Raw genomic sequence first — 25,953 nt, 5'->3', positions numbered from 1 at the left:
ACTAATCAATTAAAATTTAGTATCCAGGATTTTGTGTATACAAACCTCCTGTAAAATCAATTTCTCTTTGCGGAATTGGGTAATATTCATCTCTTCCAGAAGTGAATGCGGCATTAGTTAAGAAATCTCTTCTTGTTCTTTCTACTGCTAAATATCCATTAAGAACTTGTTCTGCTACTCCCCATCTTACAAGGTCAAAAAACCTAGGGCCTTCCATACCAAATTCTAAACGTCTTTCAAATACTAAAGCTTTTAATGCATCTGGCTGCAACAATCCCATTGGATAAGTACCCACATTATAAACATCAGTTGCACCTGCATCTAATTGACGTTGTGTACTTGCTGCTGCACGAGTTCTTATTTGATTAATTAAAGCTATTCCAGCGTCTACTTGTCCCATTTGAATTAAAGCCTCAGCTTTAAATAACAGTACATCTGCGTATCTTATAAAATCTACGTTCTTAGAAGTTCCAACAAACGGACCTTCTTTTACATAACAAGAACAATCTGGTGCTTGTTGTTCTTTCATATTTCCAAAATATCCATACACTCCTGGATCTCTAGCCCAACTGAAGTTATAAATCATATCACCAGTTTCATTAACGGTGTTACGATATTTAAACGGACGACCTGGTACACCAACGGTATGATCTATTCTTGGATCTAAGGTGATACCAGCTGCTAAAGAGGTTTGACCATTTCCATCAACAGTATCAAAAATACTAACATCATTAAATGTATCTAATAAAGGCAATCCGTCAGCATCCGTTTTAAATGCATTTACCATATTTTGACTAGCCAAATGAAAACCACAACAACCGTATAAACCAGTACCATGAGGGGAATTTAATCCGGTTACAAAACTTACTCGACTCACAGTAGTCCCATCATTAATGGAAAATTGAGCTGCCCAAATGGATTCTGGCCCGTTATCAGATCCATCTAAATAATTGTTGCCATAATCTACTTCTAAACTACCAGTTACTTCATCAGCAAAGTCTACTACCTCCTGTAATCTTGACATATTGATATTAGTTACTTGATGTGAATCATTTTGCTCATAAGCTTGATATAAACGTAGTTTTGCCAAATATGCAGCAGCAGCGTTTCTATCTGCTCTACCGACTTGATCTTGTGCTTGAGGCAAATTATTATAAGCAAACAAGAAATCATCAGCTATTGTATTCCATAAATCATCATTTTGTACATCATTTGAAACTTGAAGAATTTCTTCCTGAGTTAAGTCCTCGGTGATATATGGAATTTTTTTAAATAACAATTTAAGCATGAAATGCGAATGCGCTCTTAAAAAATGAAGTTCTGCTTGTCTAGTTACTTTTTCTGGGTATTCGGCATCTGGAATTTGATTAATAACTCTTAATGCAAAATTAGCTCTAGAAATCGCTTTATAATAATTAGTCCAAGTTCTTGGTCCCATCCAATCCAAAGGATCGTCTGCCACTGTTAAATTATACTGCTCATATCTATCAACAATATCTACATCACCGCGTCCACCTCCGCCTTTGTAAGCATCATCTGAACGAACACTTCCATAGACCCACATGTGGGTAAGTGGGCCTACCATATCATCATTCGCGATACCTGCATAAGCTGCTACAACCAATGCATCTGCGTTTTCCGCAGTAGCAACGTTTTCATTAGATAACACACCTTCTGGCTCGTAATCTAAAAAGTCTTCTGAACATGCCACCACAATAAATGCAGTAACAATTCCGATTAACCATGCTTTTATATTTTTCATTTTTGCTATTTTTAAAAATTTATGTTAAGTCCAAGTGAAAGTGTAGTAGGGATAGGAATATTATCTACATTTATTCGCTCTGGGTCTGCACCTATATAATCCTTTGGTGTAAACCAAAATAAGTTTTCTCCTTGAATATAAATCCTGAAACCTGTCATAACAGCCCAATTATTAACTATTTCTTCGGGTAGTGAATAACCAAGTAGCATGTTTCGTATCTTAAAATACGAATTCTTTCTGTACAGGTAATCCGAAGTTCTTTGGTCATTAAAGGCTAATGATAAAGAAGGAATATCACTGTCGGTATTAGTTGGTGACCAAGCATCTAATGTACCCAAACCAGAATTTTCTCTTCCTGAAGCAAAATTATTCCAGAAGATATATGGATCTAATCCTATTCTTCCAGCCACACCTGATCCAAATATAGAAAAGTCGAAATTTTTATAGTTTAAATCTATTCTAATACCATATTCTAGGTCAGGTAAGGTATTACCTATAAAATCTCTATCTTCAGGACCGATACTCCCGTTGCCATCTAAATCTTGGAATTTTAGTCCTCCTAGTCTTGCTCCAACCTGAGTCGGACTTGCATCTATATCTGCTTGGTTTTGGAATAATCCATCTGATCTATATCCAAAAATCGAAAACTGAGACTGGCCGATGATAGAGTTTTCTAGAGTTCCTGGAAACGATGATACAACATCGTCGGGCAACTCTGTTATTTCATCTTTGAAAGCACCAAAGTTTGTCGCAACAGTTATTGACAACCCATTATTAAATTGTTTAGAATATGCTAATGCCAATTCCCAACCTCTAGTTTCAGTAGTGGCTCCATTTAAGACCCTTTGTTGCCCTTCTCCTATAGCGGATGCAATTGGAGGTGTTGTTAAAATATCACTAGTTTCTCTTGTAAAATAATCAAAAGAACCAATTACAGTGTTTTTAAATAAAGTAAAGTCCAAACCAAAGTTTAGTTCTTTTGTTGTTTCCCATTTTAATCCTGGATTAGCGGCTTGGATAGATACAAATCCTGAAGGTAGATTACCTGTGTCATTACCATTTAAATCGTAAGCTGTACCTACATTGTAAAAAGTATTAAAAAAGAAGGTGTCACCTGTAGCTTGTATTTGGTTTTGTCCATAATTAGATTGAAATAATCCAAAACGAGCAACATCTCCAATAGATTGATTCCCTACTTCACCATACCCAGCTCTAAATTTTAGTGAGTTCACATAGTCATTTTCTTTCCAAAATTCTTCATTATTAATTCTCCATCCAACTGTTGCAGCAGGAAAAATTCCGTACCTATTATCTGCACCAAACCTAGAAGAACCATCACGACGGAGTGTAAAAGAAGCTAAATATCTATCATCAAAGGCATAGTTAATTTTTCCAAATTGTGATAATAATCTGCTACCTGTTGAAGCACCAACATTTGTTTTAGCTCCTGTTGCTGCATCTAATTGAAAAAAGGATTCAGTCTCTACAGCAAAACCATCAGCTTGTGCAATAACTCTGTTTGTGTCATCTTTGATAGATTCTGCACCGACTAAAATACCAACTTTATGCTTTTCGTTGATCTCTAGTTGATAATTTAATGTATTGGTAAAAACAAAACTTGTAAACTTATTTGTACCTTGAATTAATCTGTTATTGCTTCTCGTAATAAAACCATTGTTTACCGTGGTTTCAATATCTCGTCTATCAACACTGTTATAGTCTATACCTAAGCTAGTTCTAAATGTCAAGTTTTCAATAATATCAAATTCACCGTATACATTACCAAAAAAAGTTAATCGATTAGTATTATCCCAACGGTTTAGATATTGCATTAATATTGGATTATTTCTATCAGAGTAACCAGCACCTAATGGACCCGCAAATTCTCCATTGGCATCATAAACGGGTAACGTTGGTGCTAAGGTTATTGCTAAACTTGGTATCCAAGCACTACCAACATCACGAGAGCTTAAAGTTTCATCAGATGTTATAAATTGTGTATTAACTCCAACTCTAAGTCGATTATCAAATAGGTGAAAATTAGAATTTAATTTTGCGGTAATTCTTTCATAACCCGTATATTTCAAAACACCTGTATTTCTTAAATGACCTATATTTATTAAGTGAAAAGAATTATCCGTACCGCCCGAAATAGATATATCATTATTATAAACATAACCTGTTTTATAGGTTTCGTCTAGCCAATCTGTATCTCCAGAGGGCACATTGGTGTCACCTCCTACAAATGGTTGCACTAAGACACTATTTAAAACAGGATTGTTAAAATCGCCATTCCAGTCAAAATCATAGATTTCACCATACCCAGCATTTGGATCTGCACCATCATTGACAGAGGCTTGCCATAATACTTGGCCTCTTTGTTGTGCATTAAGCATATCATAACGTTGCTTCTTTTCAGAGAGTGTCGAGATATTAGAATTTATACTGATTTGAAATTTCTCACTCCCAGCAGCTTTTGCACTATTCTTTGTAGTTACAATAATTACCCCATTACCCGCTCTTGATCCATAAAGTGAAGCGGCAGAAGCATCCTTTAGCACTTGCACCGATTCAATGGTACTTGGATTTATACTCGAAAAAACTTCTTGCCTCTGGGTTGGTACACCATCAATAACAAACAATGGATTATTGTCTCCTAGCGTGGTCGCGCCACGAATTAAAATATTATTACTAGTTCCTGTAGGATCTCCATTCTTTTCTATGAACAAACCAGGAACTCTACCTTGTAATCCTTGTATAGCACTACCTGAACTCATACTTACCGCTTTGGTAGGTCCAAGCTCAACTACTGTAATAGCACCTGTTACATCAACCTTGCGTTGTTTGGAATATCCGGTAACCACAATTTCACCAAGTTGAGCTGCATCTTCTACTAGAGCTACATCAATAAGGGATCGATTGTTTGCTTGTATTTCTTGGGTTTTATAACCCAGATAACTATAAACCAAAATTGCATCACCACTAACATTTTCTAAAGTATAATTTCCATTAAAATCAGTAGCAGTTCCTTGGCTAGTTCCCATTACTACCACAGAAACACCAGGAATTGGCATCCCATCCGCCTGGTCAGTAACGGTACCCGTAATTTGTCCCTGTGCAAATACGCTGGCCAGAGCAAATATGGATAAAAATAAGAGTTGTTTACATTTCATAATTGATTAGCTTTTGTTAAAATTCAGTTTGTTTATTTCGATACTATTCAGAATGAATTCTTTATTTTCTGACGTGATGCTTAATTTTTCATAAGGTGCATTTGGAAAGAAAATTTCTGTCATTACAGTTTCTCCATTATCATAGAATAATTCTATAGATGTTTTATCTAATAGGATAGTTCCAGTTAAATTATCATTGCTTGATGTTCTTACAGCTGTAGATGGTTTATTAGCAAATTTTTCAGAAAAAGCTGTTTGCCCTGATTTTGATCTATCTATAAAAAAAGTTTTATTCCCGTGGTTATAACCAAACAATAATTGGTCTCCTTGTTTATTAGAAAGTTTAAATGTGTAGACCGTTTTTTTTAAATCTGATATCTTAAAGTTAATTTCTGTACTCGCTAAATCAATAGCTTCAGAAGCCATTAGTTTTGTCTCTTCTTTTATTTTAATATTCTCATTTTTATATTTTGTGCTTCTGTATTTAGAAAGCTCATTTACTGGACTAAAAAACAATCTGTAGCCATTATTATCTTTTTTTAGCTGTACTTTTCTAGCCACAGTCATTGCACTTCTCCATTTTTGTGTTGGTACCTTTTGAGCATAATCCCAATTAGACATCCAACTGAGCATGAGCTTACCGCCATCTTTTGTCCTTACATTAGACCAAGACACACCCGCATAATTGTCCCTTCCAAAATCTATCCAATAATTATGTTCTTCATTTAATCTTTTTTCGAATTCTTTATCGATAATAAAATGGGTACCATCAAAATCTCCAATAAAATATTGTGTAGCACTACCTCCATTTGGTCCTCCAGGATTAATACTAACAAAAAGCACCCACTTAGATTCGTCAGTGCCCAATACTGGTAGTTTAAATAAATCTGGACATTCCCAAACACCTCCATGACCTCCTATACCTTTCCCGAAATCTGAAAGTAGATTCCAATCTTTTAAGTTTTTAGATTCATAGAACATTATCTTGTCTCCAGCTGCTAGTGACATAACCCATTTGTTTCTTTCTTCATCCCAAGTAACCTTTGGATCTCTAAAATCCTTTATATTATTATTATCAATAACAGGATTATTCTCATACTTGGTAAACGTTCTTCCTTCGTCATTACTGAAAGCGATGCTTTGTGTCTGTTTGGAGTTATCATCACCTTCTAATTTTTTAAAATTGGTGTATATAGCAACAATTGGTGTAGCTTTACTCACTTCGCCTAATCCAGAGCTGTTACTAATATCAACAACAGCACTTCCAGAGAAAATAGTTCCTAATTTATCTGGATAAATAGCTATAGGTTGCTCTGTCCAACTAATCATGTCTGTGCTAATGGCGTGTCCCCAATGCATAGGCCCCCAAACATTGTCGTCTGGATGATATTGAAAGTATAAATGATAATAGCCATTATAATAGAACATACCATTAGGATCGTTCATCCAATTAGCTTTTGGTGTAAAATGAAAATTGGGACGATAGAGTTCTTCCTCTGAAAAGGAAACATCAGTTTTTAATTCTTCACTTTCTATTCTCTTATCTACTCTTTGTTTACAATTAACAAAGAACAACAGTGAAAAAAGGACTGGAATCAGATTGCTTGATTTTTTCATTTTTGTTATCTTACTTAATTAATTTTTTACTTAATCCTTCCAAGGAAATGCCCTTGGTTTCTGGCATCATAAAAATGACAAATAGTAATTGGCCCACCATCATAATTGCAAAAAATAAAAACACCATACTTGCACCTATTGTAGAAAATAGCACAGGGACTAAGGAGGGTACAACAGCTGCCAATACCCAATGCACAGAACTACCAAATGACTGACCAGAACCTCTTAAATGATTAGGAAATATTTCTGAAATAAATACCCAAATAACCGTGCCTTGTCCTATGGCATGTGCCGCTATAAACATAAATAGGAATAAAGGCATTGTACCGCCTTCCCAATTAAAAAAGAACGCAGCCGACACTAAGGATAATGAGACAATATAACCTATCGAACCAATATACATCAGTTGTTTTCTACCTAGCCTATCAATAAGAAAAATGCCTAAAACTGTGAACACTAAGTTTGTTGCCCCAATTCCAATACTACTTAATAATGCTGAACTCTCTCCTAATCCTGCCTCTCCTAGAATTCTTGGTGCATAATAAAGCAATGCATTGATTCCAGATAATTGATTAAAAAAAGCTACTAAAAATGCTAAGATTAACGGAAACCTGTACTTCCTTAAAAATATATTTTCATTTGGCACAGTATTCTCCATTTCATCTTTAATTTCCTTCATTAACTTTTCTGAATACTGTTCTGGATTAATAATTTCAAGAACACTTACAGCTTCGGCATTTCTCAACTTAGTTAATAACCATCTGGGACTTTTTGGAATTGTCAATACAAAAATCGTATAAATGGCGGCCGGAATTGCCTCAATACCTACCATCCATCTCCATGCAGTTTCTCCTATATTATTCAGCAAATAATTGGACAGAAAAGCTACTAGGATTCCAAACACAATATTAAACTGATATAAACCTACAAGTTTGCCCCTATCTTTAGCAGGCGCTATTTCTGAGATATAGGCAGGCGCTGCAATAGTTGATGCGCCAACTCCCAAACCTCCAATAAATCGAAAAACCGCGAATGTTACAGGGTCGTTTGCAAGAGAAGAACCTATTGCCGATATAGTGTATAGGACACCAATCCAAGCTAAGGTTTTTTTACGACCAAGCTTATTGGTTGGAATCCCACCAAAAAAGGCACCAATTACGGTTCCCCAAAGTGCCATCCCAATAACAACAATACCATGGAACACATCTGAAGTTCCCCAAAGGAATTGTAATTTTTTCTCTGCACCGGATATAACCACAGTATCAAAACCAAATAAGAAACCTGCAAGTGCTGCAGTAATTGACCAAATGAGTATTTTTCTATTCATGTAGTTGTAGGAGTTAATTTTACTGTTACAATATCCATTGAAAAGAAAAACCTCAGCTTTAGTTATGTTTCAATAAGTTATAATATTGCTTATGAAACATTAAACTGTTGTTAAAACATTGCTTTACAATTGTTTACATATTAAATTAAAAAATTTCGATCATGTATTCTTATAAAATTGTTACACAAACTATTAAAATTGATTCAAAGAAATAAGATTAACCATTATCATTTTATTAGAAAACCAATCTATTTTTAATAATTTTCAAACTAATACAATAAAAAAATACTATATTGATTAAAAAAATAATATTTTTTTGTCAAATTAATAATACCATGTTAGCTTTTAAATGTCGTATAAAGAAATTGAATTATTTTTTAATTTATTAAGATATAAAATCATTGCATAGCCTTAGCTACGGATTTATTTTGTAACGAAGAGAAATTGGAAAAGAAACAATTTATATGCGCCATTTGAAGAGTATTTTGATATAATAGATAAGAAAGTGAACTCCAGGAATAACCTTTATTAAATCATACAACAGCTAATTAAGATTAATCCTTATTAGTGCGGTAAGCTTTAGGTGTTTTATTGAATTTATTTTTAAAACTCGTGGAGAAGTAATTTGGTGAAGAAAAACCGACTGCGTACGCTATCTCTGAGATGGATAATTTAGAATCATCTAGCATAGCTCTAGCTCTATCAAGTCTAATGTTATGAATATAATCACTAATATTTATACCTAAAATTGCTTTAATTTTTCTATAAAGTTGTACCCGAGATATATTTAATTTATCTGCTAATTGTTCTACTGAGAAACTAGAATTATCGAGATTCTCTTCGATAAACCTATTAATACTGGAAATAAAGTCTTGCTCAAATAATCCAAAATTATGATGGGTATCTACCTTGTGAATATTATTTATGTAATAGTATCTCAATTTTTCTCTATTATAAAGCAAGGTCTTAATTGATTGAAATAAAATGGCGAAACTAAATGGCTTTGTCAGATATAAATCTGCCCCGGATTGAAGACCTTGAATATAGGATTCTTTGTTATTTAATGCAGTAAGAATAATATTAGGAATGTGTGATGTTCTTAAGTCATTTTTGAGGGTTTTACATATCTCAAATCCACTAAGCTTTCCAGATAAATTAATATCAGAAATAATTATATCTGGAATGAGTTCGAGCGACTTTTCCACACCATCAGATCCATCCGAAATACAAATTTGATATTCTGTAGATAGTTTGCCTTTTAAATACTGAGCTAAATCGGAGTTGTCTTCAATAATTAATATTGAATATTTTTCTTCTGAATTTATTTTTTTACTTATTTTGAAAGTGTCTTCTTCATAATCTTCCGAAAAAGTTAAAACTCCATCATCAATGATGTCTGGTTCAAAGATCACTTCATCTGAATTTAAATGTGCACTCCCTTTGTATAAGGAAATGATAAATTCAGCACCATGCCTAGATCTGACCTCAATAGATCCTTTATGCAATTCTACAAACTCCTTTGAAAGATGTAACCCAATCCCTGAACTTGATTTGTTGTTATTTGAACCCTGATAAAAAGGTTTGAACACTTTATTTATTTCTTCCTTTGGAATTCCTATACCTGAATCTTTAAAACAAATATTGGCAAAATTACTTTCCTTATCATCATGAATCTCTATATGTATAGTTCCGTTATGGGGAGTAAACTTAAATGCATTGGACAGTAAATTAAAATAGACTTTATCCATTAAATCCCTATCGATAAAAATTTTTAATTCCTTATTATTACAGGTAAAAGAAAAATTGATATTCCGTTTTTGTGCTTCACGTTTAAAATCATTAAATATCAATTTTGAAAACTCATATAGATTAGTTTCAGAAGCTTTTAAGATAAATTTTCGGTCTTCAATTTTTCTGAAATCAAGTAGTTGATTTATTAAACGTAAAAGCCTTTTAGAATTATTAAACATTAGACCTACTTCCCGTGTTAGTTTCTTATCTAATAATTTATTTTCCGACAAGGATTCTATCGATGAAAGAATCAACGTAATTGGTGTTTTAAACTCATGTGATAAGCCCGTAAAAAAATTTGTTTTGGCTTCATTACTTCTTTTTACTTCCTCAGCTATTTTTTTTATTTGATTTCTTTGAACGGTTATCTTCTTATTTTGAAGTTCTAATTCTCGCTTTTTCTTTTTAAGTTTATAACTTGTGTAAATTCCATAAGTCCCTAATAGAAAACTCAAAATCAATAAAGCTAGTAAAAGCTTTAAATTGTTTAATTGGGTGGAGTATGTTTCTTCTTGTTTCTTTATCTTTTTTTGCTGATTTTCAATATCCATTTGATGCTGAGCGATCTTTTCAAACTGATTTTTCATGATATCAGCATTTCTGGAGTCGATAAGCGTAGTATTTAAAATATTATTTTTAGGTACTTTTTCTCCATTTAATATTTTCAAGGCAATTTTAATTGCCTCATCACCACCAGTCGGGTACAGTATAGTGGCTAAGAGGATTTCCTGTTGTACTAAATTAATACCTCCATTTGGACCGGGTAAACCATCCACTCCAATAAATTTAATAGAATTATGTAGACCTTTTTCTTTGGCAACTTCCCAAGCACCTAAAGCCATTCTGTCATTGTGAGTAAAGATGTAATCTATTTCTTTAATTTCATCTAATAATAAACGAAGACTATCTTTAATTGAGTAACTTTCCCAATTACTCTCGAGTGTCTTTACAACCTCAAGATTTTCGGTATTTTTAATTACATTATTGAACCCTAAACTTCGTTCTAAAGCAGGCGAAGAACCTGATAAACCCTTAATTTCTATAATTCTTTTTTTTGATTGAGAAATAGAAGCTAAGTAATTTGCAGCATTAGCTCCTACTCGGTAATTATCACCTCCAAGATAAGCTGTGTAATTTTGCCCATCTATTTTTCTATCTACAACTAAGACAGGAATTCCCATTTTAAAGGCTTTCTCAACTATAGGAGTAATAGGCTTTGATTTTACAGGGGAAACAATTAATGCATCAACACGGCTATCTATTAATTTTTTGATATCACCTATTTGGTTATCGATATCGTCCTCGCCGTCCAGTATTATGAGTTTAATCTCTGGATAAAATCCAGCTTGAATTTCCATGGATTGATTCATGGCTTTCCTCCAATCATCTTCAAAACCAGTTTGAGAAAAGCCAATCTTAAATTTACTATTCTCCTTTTGATTGCTGCATGAAAACAAATTCAATCCAATAAACACAAACATGATTAATCTGAACATTCTAAAAAATTGGAATTTTTATAAATGTATAAAATTCATTCACTTAAATTTAAAATGTATTAAATAAAAAGGCATTTTTGGAAGAAAATTGATTTTTAAAAATTTTATAATCTCTCCTATAAAAGTATTTTAGTAAGTTGAGAGCTACATGAAAAGAGATTAGGGATCATTCCTAAAAGCTGTGTGTGAATTATAAAAAGAATAAGATCTTTGTGAAAAAAAACAAAGATTGGATCCATATATTGATTTACTGAAGGTTCTTTTACCGGAACTACTGATTACTCATTTTGACATTGTAAAACATGAAATAAAGCAAGATGTTCTCCATCTTAATTTCGAGGAGAAAGTAGCGATCCCTCAAGAATTTTCTTCCGGACTGGTTATTTCTCACGGTTTTCACAAAGAGATAACGATTCAAGACTTTCCCATTCGTGGTAAAAAGGTCTATCTTCATATTAAACGCCGTCGTTGGCTAGATAAAATGATTAGGATAGTTGTTCAAAAAGATTGGAATTTAGTAGCGCAGGGAACCCGTATAACAGTGGAGTTCGCTGCTTTTTTAAAGTACTTAATCACTACTAAGCCTAACGATTCTCATACTATTGGTAGTTTTTATGGTGTTAACGGTAAGAAATTCCAACGGCAATACCGAGAATCTTTGAGGGAAGCTCATTGCCCGAAAAGGGAGCATTTTGCAGAATGAAGTGGTAATGTGCTGACTGATTTACAACCAGAAAATTATTGAGATTAATAATCGCAATCTTCTGTGTTTTTTCCATTGCTACAGGTAAAGCTACTTCAATCAACTTTTTTTCAGTCTTTAGTAGAAAATTTGAGAAGAACCCATTGAGACCCCTCATTTTTGTAATTTAATTCTATCAAATTTTATTATCCTTTATATTCTCAAATCGTAAACGTAAGGTTTCATATTGTAATTTTCTAAAACTATTAACATCTAACAAAGCTTGTGTTAATCTCTTGTTATACCACAAACCTTTAATTTTGTCTTAACTTTATTTGTCAATTATAACGCTTAATTTAGATAGCCTAAACTTCTAATATAGGCATATTATGGCTTTAAGATTTGAACCAATATTAGCAGAAGGTATTGCCCAGGTCTCATATTTTTTATGTGATGAAAGTGCAGGCTGCGCAGCAGTAATTGATCCTCGACCCGATGCCGATATCTACCTCCTAAAAGCACAGCAATACGGCGTAACTATCACCCATATTTTTGAAACCCATATCCATGCAGATTTTATGAGCGGAGCGCGTGAGTTGGCTTCCCGTTGCAACGGAAGCGCTAAAATTTTTGTGAGCGTTGAAGGTGATGCAACCTATGATTTTGCCCATGAATCTGTTCGAGAAGGAGATAAGTTTGAATTCGGCCAGGTCAAACTAAGAGCTAAGCATACTCCCGGTCATACCCCCGAACATTTATCTTACTTATTATACGAATCGCATGAAGAAGATCCGTGGGGCATTTTAACCGGGGATTCCCTGTTCATTGATTCTTTAGGACGACCTGATTTATTGGGGGATGAGAAAACCGAGGAATTGACCAAGGCTCTTTTTAACACCATGCGGGAAGTTTTCTGCCAGCTTAGCGATAAAGTAATTGTTTATCCATGCCATGCAGCAGGCTCGGCTTGTGGTCCTGATATTGGAGACCGTATGCATACAACTATCGGATACGAGAAGAAACATAATCCATTCATGCAGATCGAGACTTTCAACGAATTTAAAAAAGCGATTCAGGATAGTGCGCCTCCTGTACCTACCCATTACCCAAAGATGAAAAATCTTAATGCTAAGGGACCAGAAACTTTTGGTCATACGCCACAAGTGAGGTCTTTGAGCGTAAAAGAGTTTGAGGAAGAAATGAAGAATACTGATACGATCATTATCGACACCCGGGATATGTTGGCTTTTGGAGGCGGCCATATTGAGGGTGCCATTAACATAGGACAACGTCCCATTCTGTCGGTTTGGGCCGGTTGGCTGATAGATACAAATGCACCCATTTTGCTAATCCTGCACGAGGATAAGGACCTAGAGCGGGTCGTAAAGCTGCTGTGGCGCACCGGACATACCAATTTTAAGGGCTATCTGGCAGGGAACATGCGCAATTGGCAAGAATCGGGTAAACCAATCAAAAAATTGCCTCAACTAAGTGTTCATGAGCTCAGCGAAAACAAAGAACAATATCAGCCATTGGATGTACGTAAAAACAAAGAATGGCAAAATGGCAATATCCCTGATGCCACACATATATTTCTTGGAGAACTATCTGATAAGATCAACACTCTAGACAAAGAACAAAACCTTGCTGTGTATTGCGCCAGCGGCTATAGAGCTAGCATTGCGGCCAGTATTTTACAAAAAAATGGCTTTCAGAATGTGAATAGCATTCCAGGTAGCTTTAAGGCATGGAAGGCTGCAGGCTTACCAATTGAAAATAGAACAGAAAATTAAAATAAAGAAAGAAACTATGGAAAAGGAAATCAAGAAAGTAAATAATGAAATTTCGGTGGCTGCATTTGATCCGGATAAAAACAGCTTTAAAACTTTTACCGATAAAGGCTTCAAGTCGGTTATAAATTTGCAGACTGAGGAAGAAGAACAAAACGTTTCTACGGAAAAAGAAGAAAAACTAGCTAAGGAAAATAATCTTACATACAGACATATTGGTGTATCTGAAGATAATTTATCAGAGGCTAAAGTAAATGATTTTAGACAGGAACTTGAAACGCTCCCAAAACCTATCGTAGTTCATTGCAAATCTGGAAAACGCTCCGGTGCATTGGTGATGATGCATATTGGATGCCAGAAGAATATGTCTGGAGAAGAAGTAATAGAACAGGCTGAAGAAATGGGATTTGAATGTGATGTTCCTGAATTGGAGAAGTTTCTTAAGAAATACGTAAACGAGCATTCTAATTCTTAAATTTACATTGAACAGATTTTTAGATTGAGTAGCCCATAAATAGATGTGGTGAATGTTAGGAATCTGTTCTATGTTTTGAGGTTTTTTACTAAATCCTAGCAGATTTAGTAAATAGGGTCAATTTTTGACAAGAGTTTATATTCTACTTGGATGGAAAATGAGAGTTTGAAACTTTCATTAAGTAGAATCTTTAATGGTAAAAAATAATCTATAGAATACATTAATATCGGTCTCTCTATTAAAATTGAGCAACAAAAACCTTTTGGTAAAATACAGACTTTGCCTTTTTATTACAGATAAATTCTTGAACTAGAAGCCATATTTCAGAAAAACACAACTAAAATCATTAGTACCCAATTAACTAATTCAAAAGTGGGATGTCCTCTATGTGGCGGTCCAAAATATAAAAATGTTACCGGAAGAAAATCTAAGTTTTAAAAGGGTATGGCTTGCACTAATTAGAAATTGATTGGGCACTTTTTACCAAATATTAACTCAAAACAGAACATATTCCAAGTTAAAAAATGTTCAAAATAAAATACGAATACAACTAACATTAATTTTCGCCAAATTACATTTCTTAAAAAAAATACTAAAATGTTGGGATCATTCCTAAAAGTTGTGGGTGAATTGAAAATAGAATAAGATCTTTGTCAAAAAAAAGCAAAGATTGGATCCCTATATAGACTTACTGAAGGTTCTTTTACCGGAACTACTGATTACTCATTTTGACATTGTAAAACATGAAATAAAGCAAGATGTTCTCCATCTTAATTTCGAGGAGAAAGTAGCGATCCCTCAAGAATTTTCTTCCGGACTGGTTATTTCTCACGGTTTTCACAAAGAGATAACGATTCAAGACTTTCCCATTCGTGGTAAAAAGGTCTATCTTCATATTAAACGCCGTCGTTGGCTAGATAAAAAGACCAAGGCAGCTGTTCAGAGAGATTGGAATTTAGTAGCGCAGGGGACTCGTATGACAGTTGAGTTCGCTGCTTTTTTAAAAGCACTTAATCACTACTAAACCCAACGATTGTCATACTATTGGTAGTTTTTATGGCGTTAACGGCAAGAAATTACAACGTCAATACCGAGATTCTTTGAGTGAGTTTAAGGAGTGGAAAGAAAAACCTCATGCTAAGGAATGGTTGATTTTTCCAGAGAATATGGGTACGTATTTGTCTATTGATGAAACAACACTTTCTAAGGGAGAACTCTACACAATTATTACCAATAAAAAAGCCAAAGGAAGAAAAGGAGCTATTGTTGCTATACTGGCAGGCACCCAAGTAGACCCTATCGTAGCGCAATTACTGAAAATTCCAAAATCACTAAGAGATAAAGTAAAAGAGATCACTCTAGATATGGCTAATTCAATGAAAGCGATCGCTAAGAAATGTTTTCCTAAAGCCATACAAGTCACAGATCGATTTCACGTACAAAAACTAGCTTTAGAAGCCTTGCAAGACATTAGAATAAAACATCGTTGGGAAGCTATAGATCAGGAAAATGAGCAAATCAAACAAGCTAAAACTAATCAAAAAAACTTCAATGCTGAAACCTTTTCTAATGGAGATACCAGAAAACAACTCTTAGCCAGAAGCAGATATCTGCTCTATAAAGCACCAAATAATTGGACAGAAAATCAACACCTAAGATCCAAGATACTATTCGATCAGTATCCAGATATTAAAAAAGCATATGATTTAGTTCAAGGACTAAGAAGTATATTCAATACGGCTACTTCTATTCAGTCAGCCTATACTAAACTAGCACATTGGTATAAGGATGTTGAACAAACAGGCTTCAAAGCATTCAATACTATTGCCAATACAATCACTATAAACTATAGGTCCATATTGAATTATTTTATCAATAGGAGTACCAATGCATCAGCAGAATCTTTTAATGCGAAAATAAAAGCCTTTAGAGCGCAGTTTAGAGGAGTCAAAAATGTGGAATTCTTCCTTTTTAGGTTAACCAGAATTTTTGCTTAAACACAACAATTGATCTTGATCCAAATGTTGTACCTATTGTTGTTACCAAGCCATAAAAAAAGCCTCACATTACTGTGAAGCCTTATCTTTTCTAGTAGCGGGAACTGGACTCGAACCAGTGACCTTCGGGTTATGAGCCCGACGAGCTACCTACTGCTCTATCCCGCGATATATGCCACATGATTTCAAAATTTAATGTCTTCCGACGTTTAAGGAATAACCTTAATGAAACCTTTATTCAAGCAACGTGCTCGTTGTGGACGGCAAATATACAACCCTTTTTCAATTATATCCAACTCTTTTTCATAAAAAATATAAAAAATATCCGACACTTTGATAGTCATCACGTTACCTATTGTTCAATGCTATTTGCTGTAAAAGAAATCAACTCTCTATCTACAAATTGTGTCCGTAATTCTATGGGGTTACAACAAATCTCACAATCTTCAATGTAGGTTTGGTTAGCTACCGAAGCATCTAACAACATAGAAATGTTTTCCCAACAATACGGGCATTGAAAAAAATGTTCGTACATCTGCTACCTTTTAATTCGTAAATACAGCGAAAGATTAAAATTGAACATTCAATAACTGTCCTGTCAATTGTAACAATTGCAACTCCGCCAATTTTGCAGTATACTTTGCTTGGTTTTTGTTTGTCTTAGCATTGATTAAATTAATCTGTGCTTGTCTGAACTCAATAGATGTGATCTGCCCTAACTTAAATCGTTCTTCAGAACGTTCAAAATTATTCTCACTGGTGAGTACATTCTGTCTCTGAATTTTGTAAATGTTGAGACGATTTCTATAATTACCAAAGGCATTGGCTATATCCCTACGAACTTCCAGCTCAAGCTGCTCCCTTGCCAGTTCTTGATTATCGAGAACTATTTTACTGTTTTTTACTTGGGTAATGGTTCGTCCTCCATCAAATAGATTCCAACTTAAGTTTATTCCTGCTCCCAACGTCGCTGTATTAGAAAGGTTTCCCGGAAAAAATGCAGATGCCGGACTTCGGTTTTGATTCCATCCATACGATCCCGTAAGACCAATGGTTGGTAAAAACCCGGACTTACTAATTTTAATATCATATGAATTTATAGCCAAATTACTTCGATTTTGAAGTAAAGCGACATTATGCTCTTCGGCTTTTTCGAGATACGTATCTAATTGAAGTTTTGGTAAAAAAGCGACAATAGTATCTACCTGAAATGGTGCATCTAAATCCGAAGCATTCAGAATTACATTAAGATCCCGCTTTGCATTGAGTACTGATTGTCTCACCGTTAGCAAGTTGATACTGTCATTTGCAACATCTACTTTGGCGTTGAGAACAGCCAGTTTATTATTCTGACCATATTCAAACTGATATTGCGAACGTTGTACCCTCTCCTGCGAAATTGCTAAAGTCTCCTCCAGAATCGCTTCGTTTTCAGTCAGTCGTGCTACCTCATAGTACACGCTAAAAAGTTGCAGGATGGTATTCTCAATAGTTTCTCTAGCTTGTAGCCCGGATAAATTATATTGCTCTTTTAACCTTTTGTAGTTATAATATCTCCCTAATCCGTCAAACAATAAATAATTTAAATTTAAACCTGCTGTATAGCGCTGTGTCTCTGCATCTTCAATGACTCGATCAGCTAGCGGTTCACCCGTATCAGGATCAACAACTCCCGGAAAAGAAGTTGTAGTATTTGCCAATTGATAGTTTGCTCCGGCATCACCGGTTAAACTAGGTAAATATCCGGAGTTTAATATACTTTTGTTATTCTCAGCAATTTCAATAGAATTCGTAACGATTTTTACTCCCAGATTATTTTCCAGTGTTATCCGAACGGCTTCCTGTTTGGTTAACGTTTGTCCATGCGTTACTCCGGTTATTAACATCAGGAATGAAGCTATAACCGAATATCTTATAATTTTAATGATTTTCATCCTCTTCTTTTTGTTCTTTAATTGCGCGCTCGACTTCTTCCTTAGATACATTCTTACCTGTTATTAACCATTTTCCTTTATACTTTATCGTGTTGCTAAAAGAAAGAAACAGGGGTAATAACAACAAGGTTAGAACGGTCGCAAAACCAATCCCATATGCAATGGATATGGCCATAGGTTTAAGAAATTGTGCCTGTCTACTTTTCTCAAAAATTAAGGGTGCCAAACCAGCTATTGTAGTGATTGAAGTTAAGAATATAGCTCTAAAACGTGCTCTTCCTGCTTCGTAAATAGCGTTTTCAAATGACAACCCTGCTCTCAAATTAGAATTAAACTTACCGATAAGTACTAAACCATCGTTTACCATAATACCTATCAGAGCAATAATTCCCAACATCGATAAGATGTTGATAGGAAAACTGTGAATCCAGTGTCCCCATGCCACTGCAGGTAAACAGAAAGGAACTAATAAAAGTAGTAAAAGTGGTTGGCTGTAACTACGAAAGGTAAAGGCAATGGTAATATATATTAATAATAACACCGTCAACCCAACCGGTCCCAGAGAACCTAATAATTTACCTGCTTCTCTGTTCTGTCCTTCATAAGAAGGAGTTACCGTAGGATATTTGGATGTAATCTCCGGCATTATTACGGTTTGTATGTCTGCCAAAATATCTGTGGCGCTTGTTGTCGATGGATCTTTGAGATCTGCGGAAATTTGAATTTCTCTACGACCTTCAAGGTGATTGATGGCTACATCACCTCGCACTATTTCATAATCTGCAATTTCACTTAGCGGAACTCTTTGTCCGGTAGGTGTTACGATACGCATTTCATCCAAATTGGTGATAGAGGAGCGGTTGTCACGATCATATCGCACCCACACTTTAATTTCGTCTTGTCCTCGCTGAAAACGTTGTGCTTGCACACCAAAAAATCCACCCCGTACTTGTGTCATCACCTCTCGTAAATTGAGTCCTAAGAGATAGGCATTCTCTTTCAGCTGTAGGCGAATCTCCTTAATTCCTGCCGGGTCATTATCTGCGACATCTTTTAGTAAGGTATTGTTTTCTAAAGCTTGTTTAAGCTCCTGCTTCGCAGCTTTTAACTCCGCAATATTATTACCTAACAGAGAAACCGAGACCGGACTTCCTCCAAAATTACCTCCACTTCCGTAAATTAAGCTTTCAACGCCAATTACCGGACCAACTTTATCACGAATCATATTGGTAACTAAGCCGGATGCAACAGCATCCGGTCGCTCTTCTCCCGGTAATAAATTAATGGTCAGTGAGGCTGAAGAGGCTCCAGGACCTATCCGTCGAATCATGTTTTCGACCAATTGCTTTCCATCTTCCTTGATATATTCTTTGGTTAGTTCATCATTAACTTCCCAAGCTTTTTCTTCAATAAAAGAAATAATACTATCGGTTATTTTTTCATTGGTTCCATTAGGCATTTCTAAGGTAATCGAAACCCTGTCACTGGCGATCTGAGGAAAAAAGGCAGTTCTTATAACACCCCCACCGATCGAACCTATCGTCAGAATAAAGATAAACACAAAAATTGCAAAAGTCAAAAACTTGAATTGTATTGCAAACCGTAGCATTGGACTATATATATTATCTCTAAGCCAGACCATGACCCTGTCACCAAATGCATTGATGTAGCGAAGCTTTGCAAAAACTTTTGCGATTCCCTTTTTGGGTTCATTGGTTTGTGGCTTTAGTGCTTTAGAATGAGCTAAATGCGCAGGAAGAATAATCAAAGCTTCTACCAGAGAAACAACTAATGTTAGAATAACTACGACAGATACTTCGCCAAAAAATTCACCAATCCTCCCATCGAGAAATAAAAAGATACCAAAAGCCAAAATCGTGGTTATAATAGCTGATATAATGGGTGGAATAACCTCCATTGTACCATCAATTGCAGCCTGTATAGGTGTTTTGCCTTGTTCATGATGTTGATAAATATTCTCAGCAATAACAATTCCGTCATCAACCAGAATACCAATAACAATGATCATCCCGAATAAAGACAACACATTGATTGTTACATCAAAATATCCCGCAAAAATGAACATTCCCAAAAATGCTACCGGTAATCCAAAAGCAACCCAAAATGCCAATCGTGTATTTAGAAACAACGAAAGAAAAATCAACACCAGAATCATCCCTATAATCGCATTCTCAGTTAGCAACTGAGTACGTTGCACCAATGTTATGGACAAATCACTAACAACACTTAATTGAACGTTACTATACCTTTGATTGAAATCTTCAATATATTCTTTGGTACTTTCGGCGGATGAAATTAAATCTTCTGTATTTGTACTGGTTATTGTTACATTTACGGACAGATCTCCGTTGAAATAGGTTGTATTAGGTGTTTCTGAAAATCGATCCCTAAGTACCGCAACATCTTTTAAACGAATGGTTTGACCACTTGGGTCAGCTCGAACAATTAGATTTATAAGTTCCTCTCCGTAATAAGATCTGTTATTGGCGCGAATCAGGTATTCTTCGGCATCCGTTTTAATCGTACCTCCTGTGGTGAGAATATTGGCGCGACTTACCGCTTGTGCTACATCGCTGAAGGTAAGATTAAAGGCTAACAAACTATTCTCATCTACGGCTATTTCAATTTCCTCTTCCGGGTAACCACTTACTTCAATCTGGGAAATCCCATCAATGGCTCTCAGATCGTTTTCAATTTGGCTCCCAATTTGTTTTAGGGTCTTCAATGGAATATCTTTTCCGCTGACTGCGAAACTAATCGTCTGCCGAACTTCTTCACGTTTTGCCACTACAAGAGGTTCCATTCCCGTGGGAAATGAAGGTACCCGGTCAACAGCATTCTTGACCTCGAGCAGCATGAAATCGATATCTTTTCCTTTATCAATTTCTACAGTAATCGTCCCACTGTTTTCTCGTGAAGTGGATGTTACACGATCCACACCATCCAGCCCCTTCAAATTATCCTCTATTTTGAGCACAACCCCTTCCTCTATTTCCTGTGGCGATGCGCCCGGATAAATAACACTGATATTAATAATTTTTGAATCCACCAGTGGAAAAAAGGAGGAACGTAAAGACAATGCTCCTAATATACCAAAAATGAAAAATGCTATGACGATCACATTGACTGCAACGTGATACTTTATAAAATACGCGATTACATTTCTCATTATTGCTTATCGTTTGTGGTGCGCGGCGCTACGTCAGATGCACGCTTCTCTTCGTAGATTGCTACTAACATTCCTGCATACGCTCCGGGAACACTTTTAGCTAATAAAATAGTTTGATCAGGTATTCCCTTTACAACTACTTTTTGTTCGCCAAAATAAGCAGGCTGTACCTCAATTAAGTCCAATACACTGTCTCGCACAATAAAGACCTTGTTGCCCTCCTGTAATAAGTTACGATCTATTTCAATTGCATTTGGTTCTTCCTTTGCATCCAATTGCGCTTCGAGATACATCCCTTCTCGCAATTCTTTGTTTTTTAATTCTATATAGGCGGTGATAGTTTGAGAAGCTTGATTCACGCTAGCATTAAGGCGGCTCACTTTGCCTGTATAGCTCTTACCCTGATCCAGATCTGTCAACTCCACAGATTTACCTATTTCGATCAGATTACCATAGGCTTTTGGTATCGCTACTTCCATCTCGTATACTCCCGTTTCAATATAGGTGCCTAACTTTTGCCCCTGTCTTATAAGCGTTCCTTCTGTCACCAAAGCTTCGGTCAACACCCCTTGAAAAGGAGCCGTGATTCGGTATTTTGACAAACGTTGTTCGAGATTTTTAACATTGTAATAAGAGGTGAGAATATTTCTTCCACTTATAAAATATTTTTCCTTTTCTGAAGTGATTTCAGGTAATGGTGGAGTTGATTTGCTAAGATCAAAATCTGCGAGATATTTCTGCCACTTGGGATATACTTCAGGATAATCCAAACGGAGATCCGGCATGATCGAAGTAATCAAATTAAACAAATTACTTTTTGATGATTGAACGGTCGCATAATACTCTGACGCGTCAATACGAATCAACGTCTGACCTTTATTATACGCTTGTCCCGTTCTAAATAATTTTGATCCACCTCTGAATACACCTTGTACTTCAGCAAAAAGCTCCAAACGCTGCTTTGCAGTAAGATTTCCATTAGCCGATATGCTGATAGGGATAGTACTATTCTGCACCGTATCCACAAAAATAGTCTTCACTACTTTTGCTGGTTTTGCTACAGGACGTTTTTTACTATTGATTATGGATTGTGCTCCAAAAAAAGCGGCAATGATGAGTAAAATACCCATCACTGTAAGAATAATTTTTCTCATAGTAGGTAATGAATTTCAGATTTGCTGAAATTTTTACAAAACTATTAACACCGCCGCGGTAGTGCAGTTAAAAAAGTCATAAAAATAAGCGTTCTTTGTCGATTATACGCCGCTTACCTCTTAAAAGCATTAACCCAGCGCCTCTATGGTTTCCTGAACCTCCTCCCACTCCTTCATGAGTTTCTGAAGACGAACTTTCTTTTTCTCGTAATTTTCGAAAAAATTTGGACTGGCCACTGTTGTATCATAATCAGATTCAAGATTCTGATCTATAGCCTTAATATCCCGTTCTAGTTGATTAATTTTGGATTCAACATTGCTTAATTTATTGTGCAAGGATTTAACCTTTTTCTGATCCTCATAAGACTGCTTCGCATCAACTTTAGTAGCAGAAACGGATTTAGTTTGCTTATCTTTTTTTTCAATCTCCCGTAAATCTGCAACCTTACGCTGCTCCAGATAGAAGTCTATATCCCCCAGGTATTCTTTAATTTTTCTGTCTTTAAACTCGTACACCGTATTCGTCATTCCCTGTAAGAAATCCCTATCGTGAGAAACCAGAATTAAGGTGCCTTCAAAACTGCGCAATGCTTCTTTTAAAACATTCTTAGATTTTATATCCAAGTGATTGGTCGGTTCATCCATTACCAGAACATTAAACGGTTCTAAAAGCATTTTACAAAGCGCTAAACGGTTACGTTCTCCCCCGGACAGTACCTTAACTTTTTTATCAACCTCGTCTCCTCTAAAAAGGAAAGATCCCAGCATATCACGAACTCTGCTTCTGGTTTTTTCATTGGCAGCATTCACCATTGTTTCCAAAATTGTAAGCTCGCCATCTAAGTATTCTGATTGATTTTGCGCAAAATAACCGATCTGAACATTATGACCCAGCTTGAGAGTACCATCATGTGATAGCTCATCTATAATGATTTTGGCTAAAGTTGACTTCCCTTGCCCGTTTTGTCCAACGAAGGCAATTTTGGATCCCCGTTCGACCAAGAGATCGATATCTTGCAAAATAACTTTCTCACCATAGCGCTTCCCAATCCCATCAGCTTCTATCACTACCTTTCCGGGCTGTACACTAACAGGAAATCGAACATTCATCACCGCATTATCATCCTCATCAACCTCAATTCTATCAATCTTGTCTAATTTCTTGATTAATGATTGTGCCATAGAAGCTTTGGAAGCCTTAGCTCTAAACTTTTCGATAAGCTTTTCAGTCTGCTCGATTTGCTTAGATTGGTTTTTTTGCGTAGCAAGTTGTTGTTCTCTCAATTCTTTGCGCAGCACTAAATACTTGGAATAGGGCTTATTATAATCATAAATACGTCCTAATGAAATTTCTATAGTACGATTGGTCACATTATCCAAAAACATCTTATCGTGAGATACAATGACTACAACTCCTGCATACCCTTTTAAAAAGGTTTCTAACCATATAATAGATTCTATATCCAAATGGTTAGTGGGCTCATCGAGAAGCAAGATATCATTGTTTTGCAAAAGTAATTTGGCCAATTCAATCCGCATTCTCCAACCACCGGAAAAAGTATCAGTCAGACGATCAAAATCATCGGGTTGAAATCCCAAACCTAAAAGCACACGTTCTGTTTCTCCTTGATAATTATAACCCCCAAGAATTTCATAGTGATGTGTATGGTCACTCAAATCAGTAATTAATTGACTATAACTGTCGCTTTCGTAATCAGTACGTTCGGCTAACTGAACATTAATAGCGTCAATTTCTCGTTCAATTTTCTTGATCTCAGTAAATGCCTCGTAGGATTCATCCAGTACAGTTCGTCCCTCCACAAAATCAATATCCTGTTTTAAGAATCCAATCTTGACATCCTTATCCATGGCCAACTGACCTGAATCTGATTCCTGTTCTTTTGACAAAATTCGAAGCATGGTTGACTTTCCTGCTCCATTTTTTCCTACGAGTCCTACACGGTCTCCTGCATTTAATCTAAAACTAATTTCTTCAAAAAGATATTCGCCTCCAAACGATATGGATAAGTTGTGTATGTTTAACATCAGCTTCTAACAATTTTGTGCAAAGATGCTTAAATTTGTGATACAATAAAAGGAACTATGAACTTCTTAAGGGGAACCAAATTATATAGTATTATTACAGGTGCCTGTCCTGTATGTCAAGAGGAAAGTATGTATAAGGAATCTAATCCTTATAAATTGCACAAAACCTTAAAAATGGAGGATCGTTGCTCACACTGTGGCACAAAATATAAAATAGAGCCTTCTTTTTTTTATGGCGCCATGTACGTTAGTTATCCTGTAGGTATTGCTTTTGCTGTCGCAGCTTTTGTGATTTCCAATTTAATTTTTAAGCTTAGCTTGTTGGGTACTTTTTTTGTAATCGTTGGTACAATGATAGCTTTTATGCCGATTATTATGAGGCTAGCACGTAATATTTGGATCAACTTTTTTATGCACTATAAAAAAGAACAACAATCTTCGTAGGTTAATTAAATCGATCAATAGATAGTAACGGATCTAATGGCTCATTATATTCGATATGACGGTAGAGCTGCTTTGCAACCGTAGGGCCTGTTAAAATCCCTCTGCTTCCTAACCCATTAAGTATATGAATCGCATTGTGGTCAGGATGTGTACCTAGTATAGGTTTACGATCTGGTACGGTGGGACGAATTCCCGCTTCTTGATCAATAATACGATAGTTACTTTTCAAAAAAACTTTTAGTTTATCTTCAATTATTTTTCTTGATGAAACAGTTATTGTTTCAGTTTTATCATTTGGATTATAGGTAGCTCCTACTTTGTAAAGATTATTACCTAAGGGTATGATAAAAATAGAAGCTTTTATGGCAGTCTCTAACTGTAACTCTGTAGATTCTACAATCAAATACTCTCCTTTATTACCCGGAATCGGCAAGTGATTAAAAAAAGGATTTTTATGGACTCCAAAACCTTCAGCAAAAACAATGTGCTTTGCCTGCAATCCATTATAGACAACACCCGATGTATTAAATTGGAGTGAATCGTATTCAAAAGATTCTTCAACTAGCATAGCGCTGTCGCGTAATTTATCAAGGTATTTTTTTAAAAGACCTTTTATCGCAATTCTGCCTGTATTATTCACTTTACCATAATGGAATGGCGCATATATCGCAGTATTTGTATTCTTTAAAAGTTCAGGTGATAACAAGGAAGATAAAATAGGTTTATCACAAGCTTCAAACCACAAATTTTGTTCTTCCACCGAATTAAATCTACGTAATACCGGTAGGTCATACACTATTTTGTAATCAAGTGTTTCTTCCAGTTTTTTATAAAAAGGAATAGCGGTTTTCATATGTTCATAAGCACCCCATGCGGGTGTAAACCTCTTTAATACTACCGGATTAAACAATCCCCCGGCTACCCGGGAAGATTTTTGAGAATAATTCTCATACACTTTAAAAGTTTTCCCTTCTTGCGCTAATTGCTCAGCAAATGCTAGTCCCGACAAGCCCAATCCAACAAGTATATAATCCAACATAGGTTCAAAAATAAGAAAACCCCCAATATAAGATTG

17 protein-coding genes and 1 tRNA gene are annotated in these 25,953 nt (G+C 35.5%); 6 read left to right on the top strand and 12 right to left on the bottom strand.

Annotation, left to right across the window (positions count from 1 at the left end; translation table 11 throughout):
- Positions 1-16: 16 nt before the first annotated feature.
- The 5 genes from BD809_RS02305 to BD809_RS02285 all read right to left on the bottom strand — a co-directional run bounded on the left by BD809_RS02305 (position 17) and on the right by BD809_RS02285 (position 11,166).
- The gene (locus BD809_RS02305) at positions 17-1,714 is read right to left on the bottom strand and encodes a RagB/SusD family nutrient uptake outer membrane protein (protein WP_246131395.1); all 1,698 of its coding nucleotides are present in this window, start codon (positions 1,712-1,714) and stop codon (positions 17-19) included.
- A 59-nt stretch (positions 1,715-1,773) separates the two neighbouring features.
- The gene (locus tag BD809_RS02300; protein ID WP_148781335.1) at positions 1,774-4,935 is read right to left on the bottom strand and encodes a SusC/RagA family TonB-linked outer membrane protein; all 3,162 of its coding nucleotides are present in this window, start codon (positions 4,933-4,935) and stop codon (positions 1,774-1,776) included.
- 6 nt (positions 4,936-4,941) lie between these two features.
- Positions 4,942-6,552: a glycoside hydrolase family 32 protein gene (locus BD809_RS02295; protein ID WP_148781334.1), complete on the bottom strand. Its 1,611-nt coding sequence runs from the start codon at positions 6,550-6,552 to the stop codon at positions 4,942-4,944.
- Between the two features lie 10 nt (positions 6,553-6,562).
- Positions 6,563-7,879, bottom strand: a complete 1,317-nt coding sequence (locus BD809_RS02290; RefSeq protein ID WP_148781333.1) for a sugar porter family MFS transporter — start codon at positions 7,877-7,879, stop codon at positions 6,563-6,565.
- Positions 7,880-8,433: 554 nt separating this feature from the next.
- Entirely contained in the window at positions 8,434-11,166 is a 2,733-nt protein-coding gene (locus tag BD809_RS02285; RefSeq protein WP_148781332.1) for a hybrid sensor histidine kinase/response regulator transcription factor, read from the bottom strand.
- A 229-nt stretch (positions 11,167-11,395) separates the two neighbouring features.
- Here BD809_RS02285 and BD809_RS02280 point away from each other — a divergent pair, with 229 nt between their 5' ends.
- The 5 genes from BD809_RS02280 (at position 11,396) to BD809_RS02260 (ending at position 16,110) form a co-directional block, all read left to right on the top strand.
- Positions 11,396-11,869, top strand: coding sequence for an ISAon1 family transposase N-terminal region protein (locus BD809_RS02280; protein ID WP_246131394.1), 474 nt, complete (start codon positions 11,396-11,398; stop codon positions 11,867-11,869).
- 368 nt (positions 11,870-12,237) lie between these two features.
- A complete protein-coding gene (locus BD809_RS02275; RefSeq protein WP_148781331.1) occupies positions 12,238-13,641 on the top strand; it encodes an MBL fold metallo-hydrolase in 1,404 nt (467 codons plus the stop codon).
- A gap of 16 nt (positions 13,642-13,657) precedes the next feature.
- Entirely contained in the window at positions 13,658-14,113 is a 456-nt protein-coding gene (locus BD809_RS02270; RefSeq protein WP_148781330.1) for a beta-lactamase hydrolase domain-containing protein, read from the top strand.
- 670 nt (positions 14,114-14,783) lie between these two features.
- Positions 14,784-15,137, top strand: a complete 354-nt coding sequence (locus tag BD809_RS02265) for an ISAon1 family transposase N-terminal region protein (RefSeq protein ID WP_148781329.1) — start codon at positions 14,784-14,786, stop codon at positions 15,135-15,137.
- A complete protein-coding gene (locus BD809_RS02260) occupies positions 15,127-16,110 on the top strand; it encodes an ISAon1 family transposase (RefSeq protein ID WP_170251737.1) in 984 nt (327 codons plus the stop codon). The genes BD809_RS02265 and BD809_RS02260 overlap by 11 nt, the downstream gene beginning before the upstream one ends.
- 95 nt (positions 16,111-16,205) lie before the next feature.
- On the opposite strand, the gene BD809_RS02255 is transcribed toward BD809_RS02260, so the two are convergent.
- The 6 genes from BD809_RS02255 to BD809_RS02230 all read right to left on the bottom strand — a co-directional run bounded on the left by BD809_RS02255 (position 16,206) and on the right by BD809_RS02230 (position 24,434).
- Positions 16,206-16,278 (bottom strand) — tRNA-Met (locus tag BD809_RS02255).
- Positions 16,279-16,462: 184 nt separating this feature from the next.
- Positions 16,463-16,645 (bottom strand): CPXCG motif-containing cysteine-rich protein, encoded by a 183-nt coding sequence (locus BD809_RS02250; protein WP_148781327.1) that lies wholly within the window; start codon positions 16,643-16,645, stop codon positions 16,463-16,465.
- Between the two features lie 34 nt (positions 16,646-16,679).
- Positions 16,680-18,044, bottom strand: a complete 1,365-nt coding sequence (locus BD809_RS02245) for a TolC family protein (protein ID WP_148781326.1) — start codon at positions 18,042-18,044, stop codon at positions 16,680-16,682.
- Positions 18,031-21,234, bottom strand: coding sequence for an efflux RND transporter permease subunit (locus tag BD809_RS02240; protein WP_148781325.1), 3,204 nt, complete (start codon positions 21,232-21,234; stop codon positions 18,031-18,033). The genes BD809_RS02245 and BD809_RS02240 overlap by 14 nt, the downstream gene beginning before the upstream one ends.
- Positions 21,234-22,388, bottom strand: coding sequence for an efflux RND transporter periplasmic adaptor subunit (locus BD809_RS02235; protein WP_148781324.1), 1,155 nt, complete (start codon positions 22,386-22,388; stop codon positions 21,234-21,236). The genes BD809_RS02240 and BD809_RS02235 overlap by 1 nt, the downstream gene beginning before the upstream one ends.
- A gap of 129 nt (positions 22,389-22,517) precedes the next feature.
- Positions 22,518-24,434: an ABC-F family ATP-binding cassette domain-containing protein gene (locus BD809_RS02230; RefSeq protein WP_148781323.1), complete on the bottom strand. Its 1,917-nt coding sequence runs from the start codon at positions 24,432-24,434 to the stop codon at positions 22,518-22,520.
- A 57-nt stretch (positions 24,435-24,491) separates the two neighbouring features.
- Between BD809_RS02230 and BD809_RS02225 the strand changes: the two genes are divergently transcribed.
- Entirely contained in the window at positions 24,492-24,878 is a 387-nt protein-coding gene (locus tag BD809_RS02225; protein WP_148781322.1) for a DUF983 domain-containing protein, read from the top strand.
- Position 24,879: 1 nt separating this feature from the next.
- On the opposite strand, the gene BD809_RS02220 is transcribed toward BD809_RS02225, so the two are convergent.
- Positions 24,880-25,917 (bottom strand): NAD(P)/FAD-dependent oxidoreductase, encoded by a 1,038-nt coding sequence (locus BD809_RS02220; RefSeq protein ID WP_148781321.1) that lies wholly within the window; start codon positions 25,915-25,917, stop codon positions 24,880-24,882.
- Positions 25,918-25,953: the final 36 nt, after the last annotated feature.

It is taken from the genome of Aquimarina intermedia (assembly GCF_008124785.1).
GTDB lineage: Bacteria > Bacteroidota > Bacteroidia > Flavobacteriales > Flavobacteriaceae > Aquimarina > Aquimarina intermedia.
This window is presented reverse-complemented; position numbering and strand designations above follow the sequence as displayed.

Bases quoted from the DNA above. Each gene is read 5' to 3' on its own strand.
- BD809_RS02270 (WP_148781330.1), top strand. From the start codon at position 13,658: ATGGAAAAGGAAATCAAGAAAGTAAATAATGAAATTTCGGTGGCTGCA.
- BD809_RS02285 (WP_148781332.1), bottom strand. From the start codon at position 11,166: ATGTTCAGATTAATCATGTTTGTGTTTATTGGATTGAATTTGTTTTCA.
- BD809_RS02295 (WP_148781334.1), bottom strand. From the start codon at position 6,552: ATGAAAAAATCAAGCAATCTGATTCCAGTCCTTTTTTCACTGTTGTTC.
- BD809_RS02245 (WP_148781326.1), bottom strand. From the start codon at position 18,044: ATGAAAATCATTAAAATTATAAGATATTCGGTTATAGCTTCATTCCTG.
- BD809_RS02250 (WP_148781327.1), bottom strand. From the start codon at position 16,645: ATGTACGAACATTTTTTTCAATGCCCGTATTGTTGGGAAAACATTTCT.
- BD809_RS02220 (WP_148781321.1), bottom strand. From the start codon at position 25,917: ATGTTGGATTATATACTTGTTGGATTGGGCTTGTCGGGACTAGCATTT.
- BD809_RS02225 (WP_148781322.1), top strand. From the start codon at position 24,492: ATGAACTTCTTAAGGGGAACCAAATTATATAGTATTATTACAGGTGCC.
- BD809_RS02290 (WP_148781333.1), bottom strand. From the start codon at position 7,879: ATGAATAGAAAAATACTCATTTGGTCAATTACTGCAGCACTTGCAGGT.
- BD809_RS02275 (WP_148781331.1), top strand. From the start codon at position 12,238: ATGGCTTTAAGATTTGAACCAATATTAGCAGAAGGTATTGCCCAGGTC.
- BD809_RS02230 (WP_148781323.1), bottom strand. From the start codon at position 24,434: ATGTTAAACATACACAACTTATCCATATCGTTTGGAGGCGAATATCTT.
- BD809_RS02240 (WP_148781325.1), bottom strand. From the start codon at position 21,234: ATGAGAAATGTAATCGCGTATTTTATAAAGTATCACGTTGCAGTCAAT.
- BD809_RS02235 (WP_148781324.1), bottom strand. From the start codon at position 22,388: ATGAGAAAAATTATTCTTACAGTGATGGGTATTTTACTCATCATTGCC.
- BD809_RS02300 (WP_148781335.1), bottom strand. From the start codon at position 4,935: ATGAAATGTAAACAACTCTTATTTTTATCCATATTTGCTCTGGCCAGC.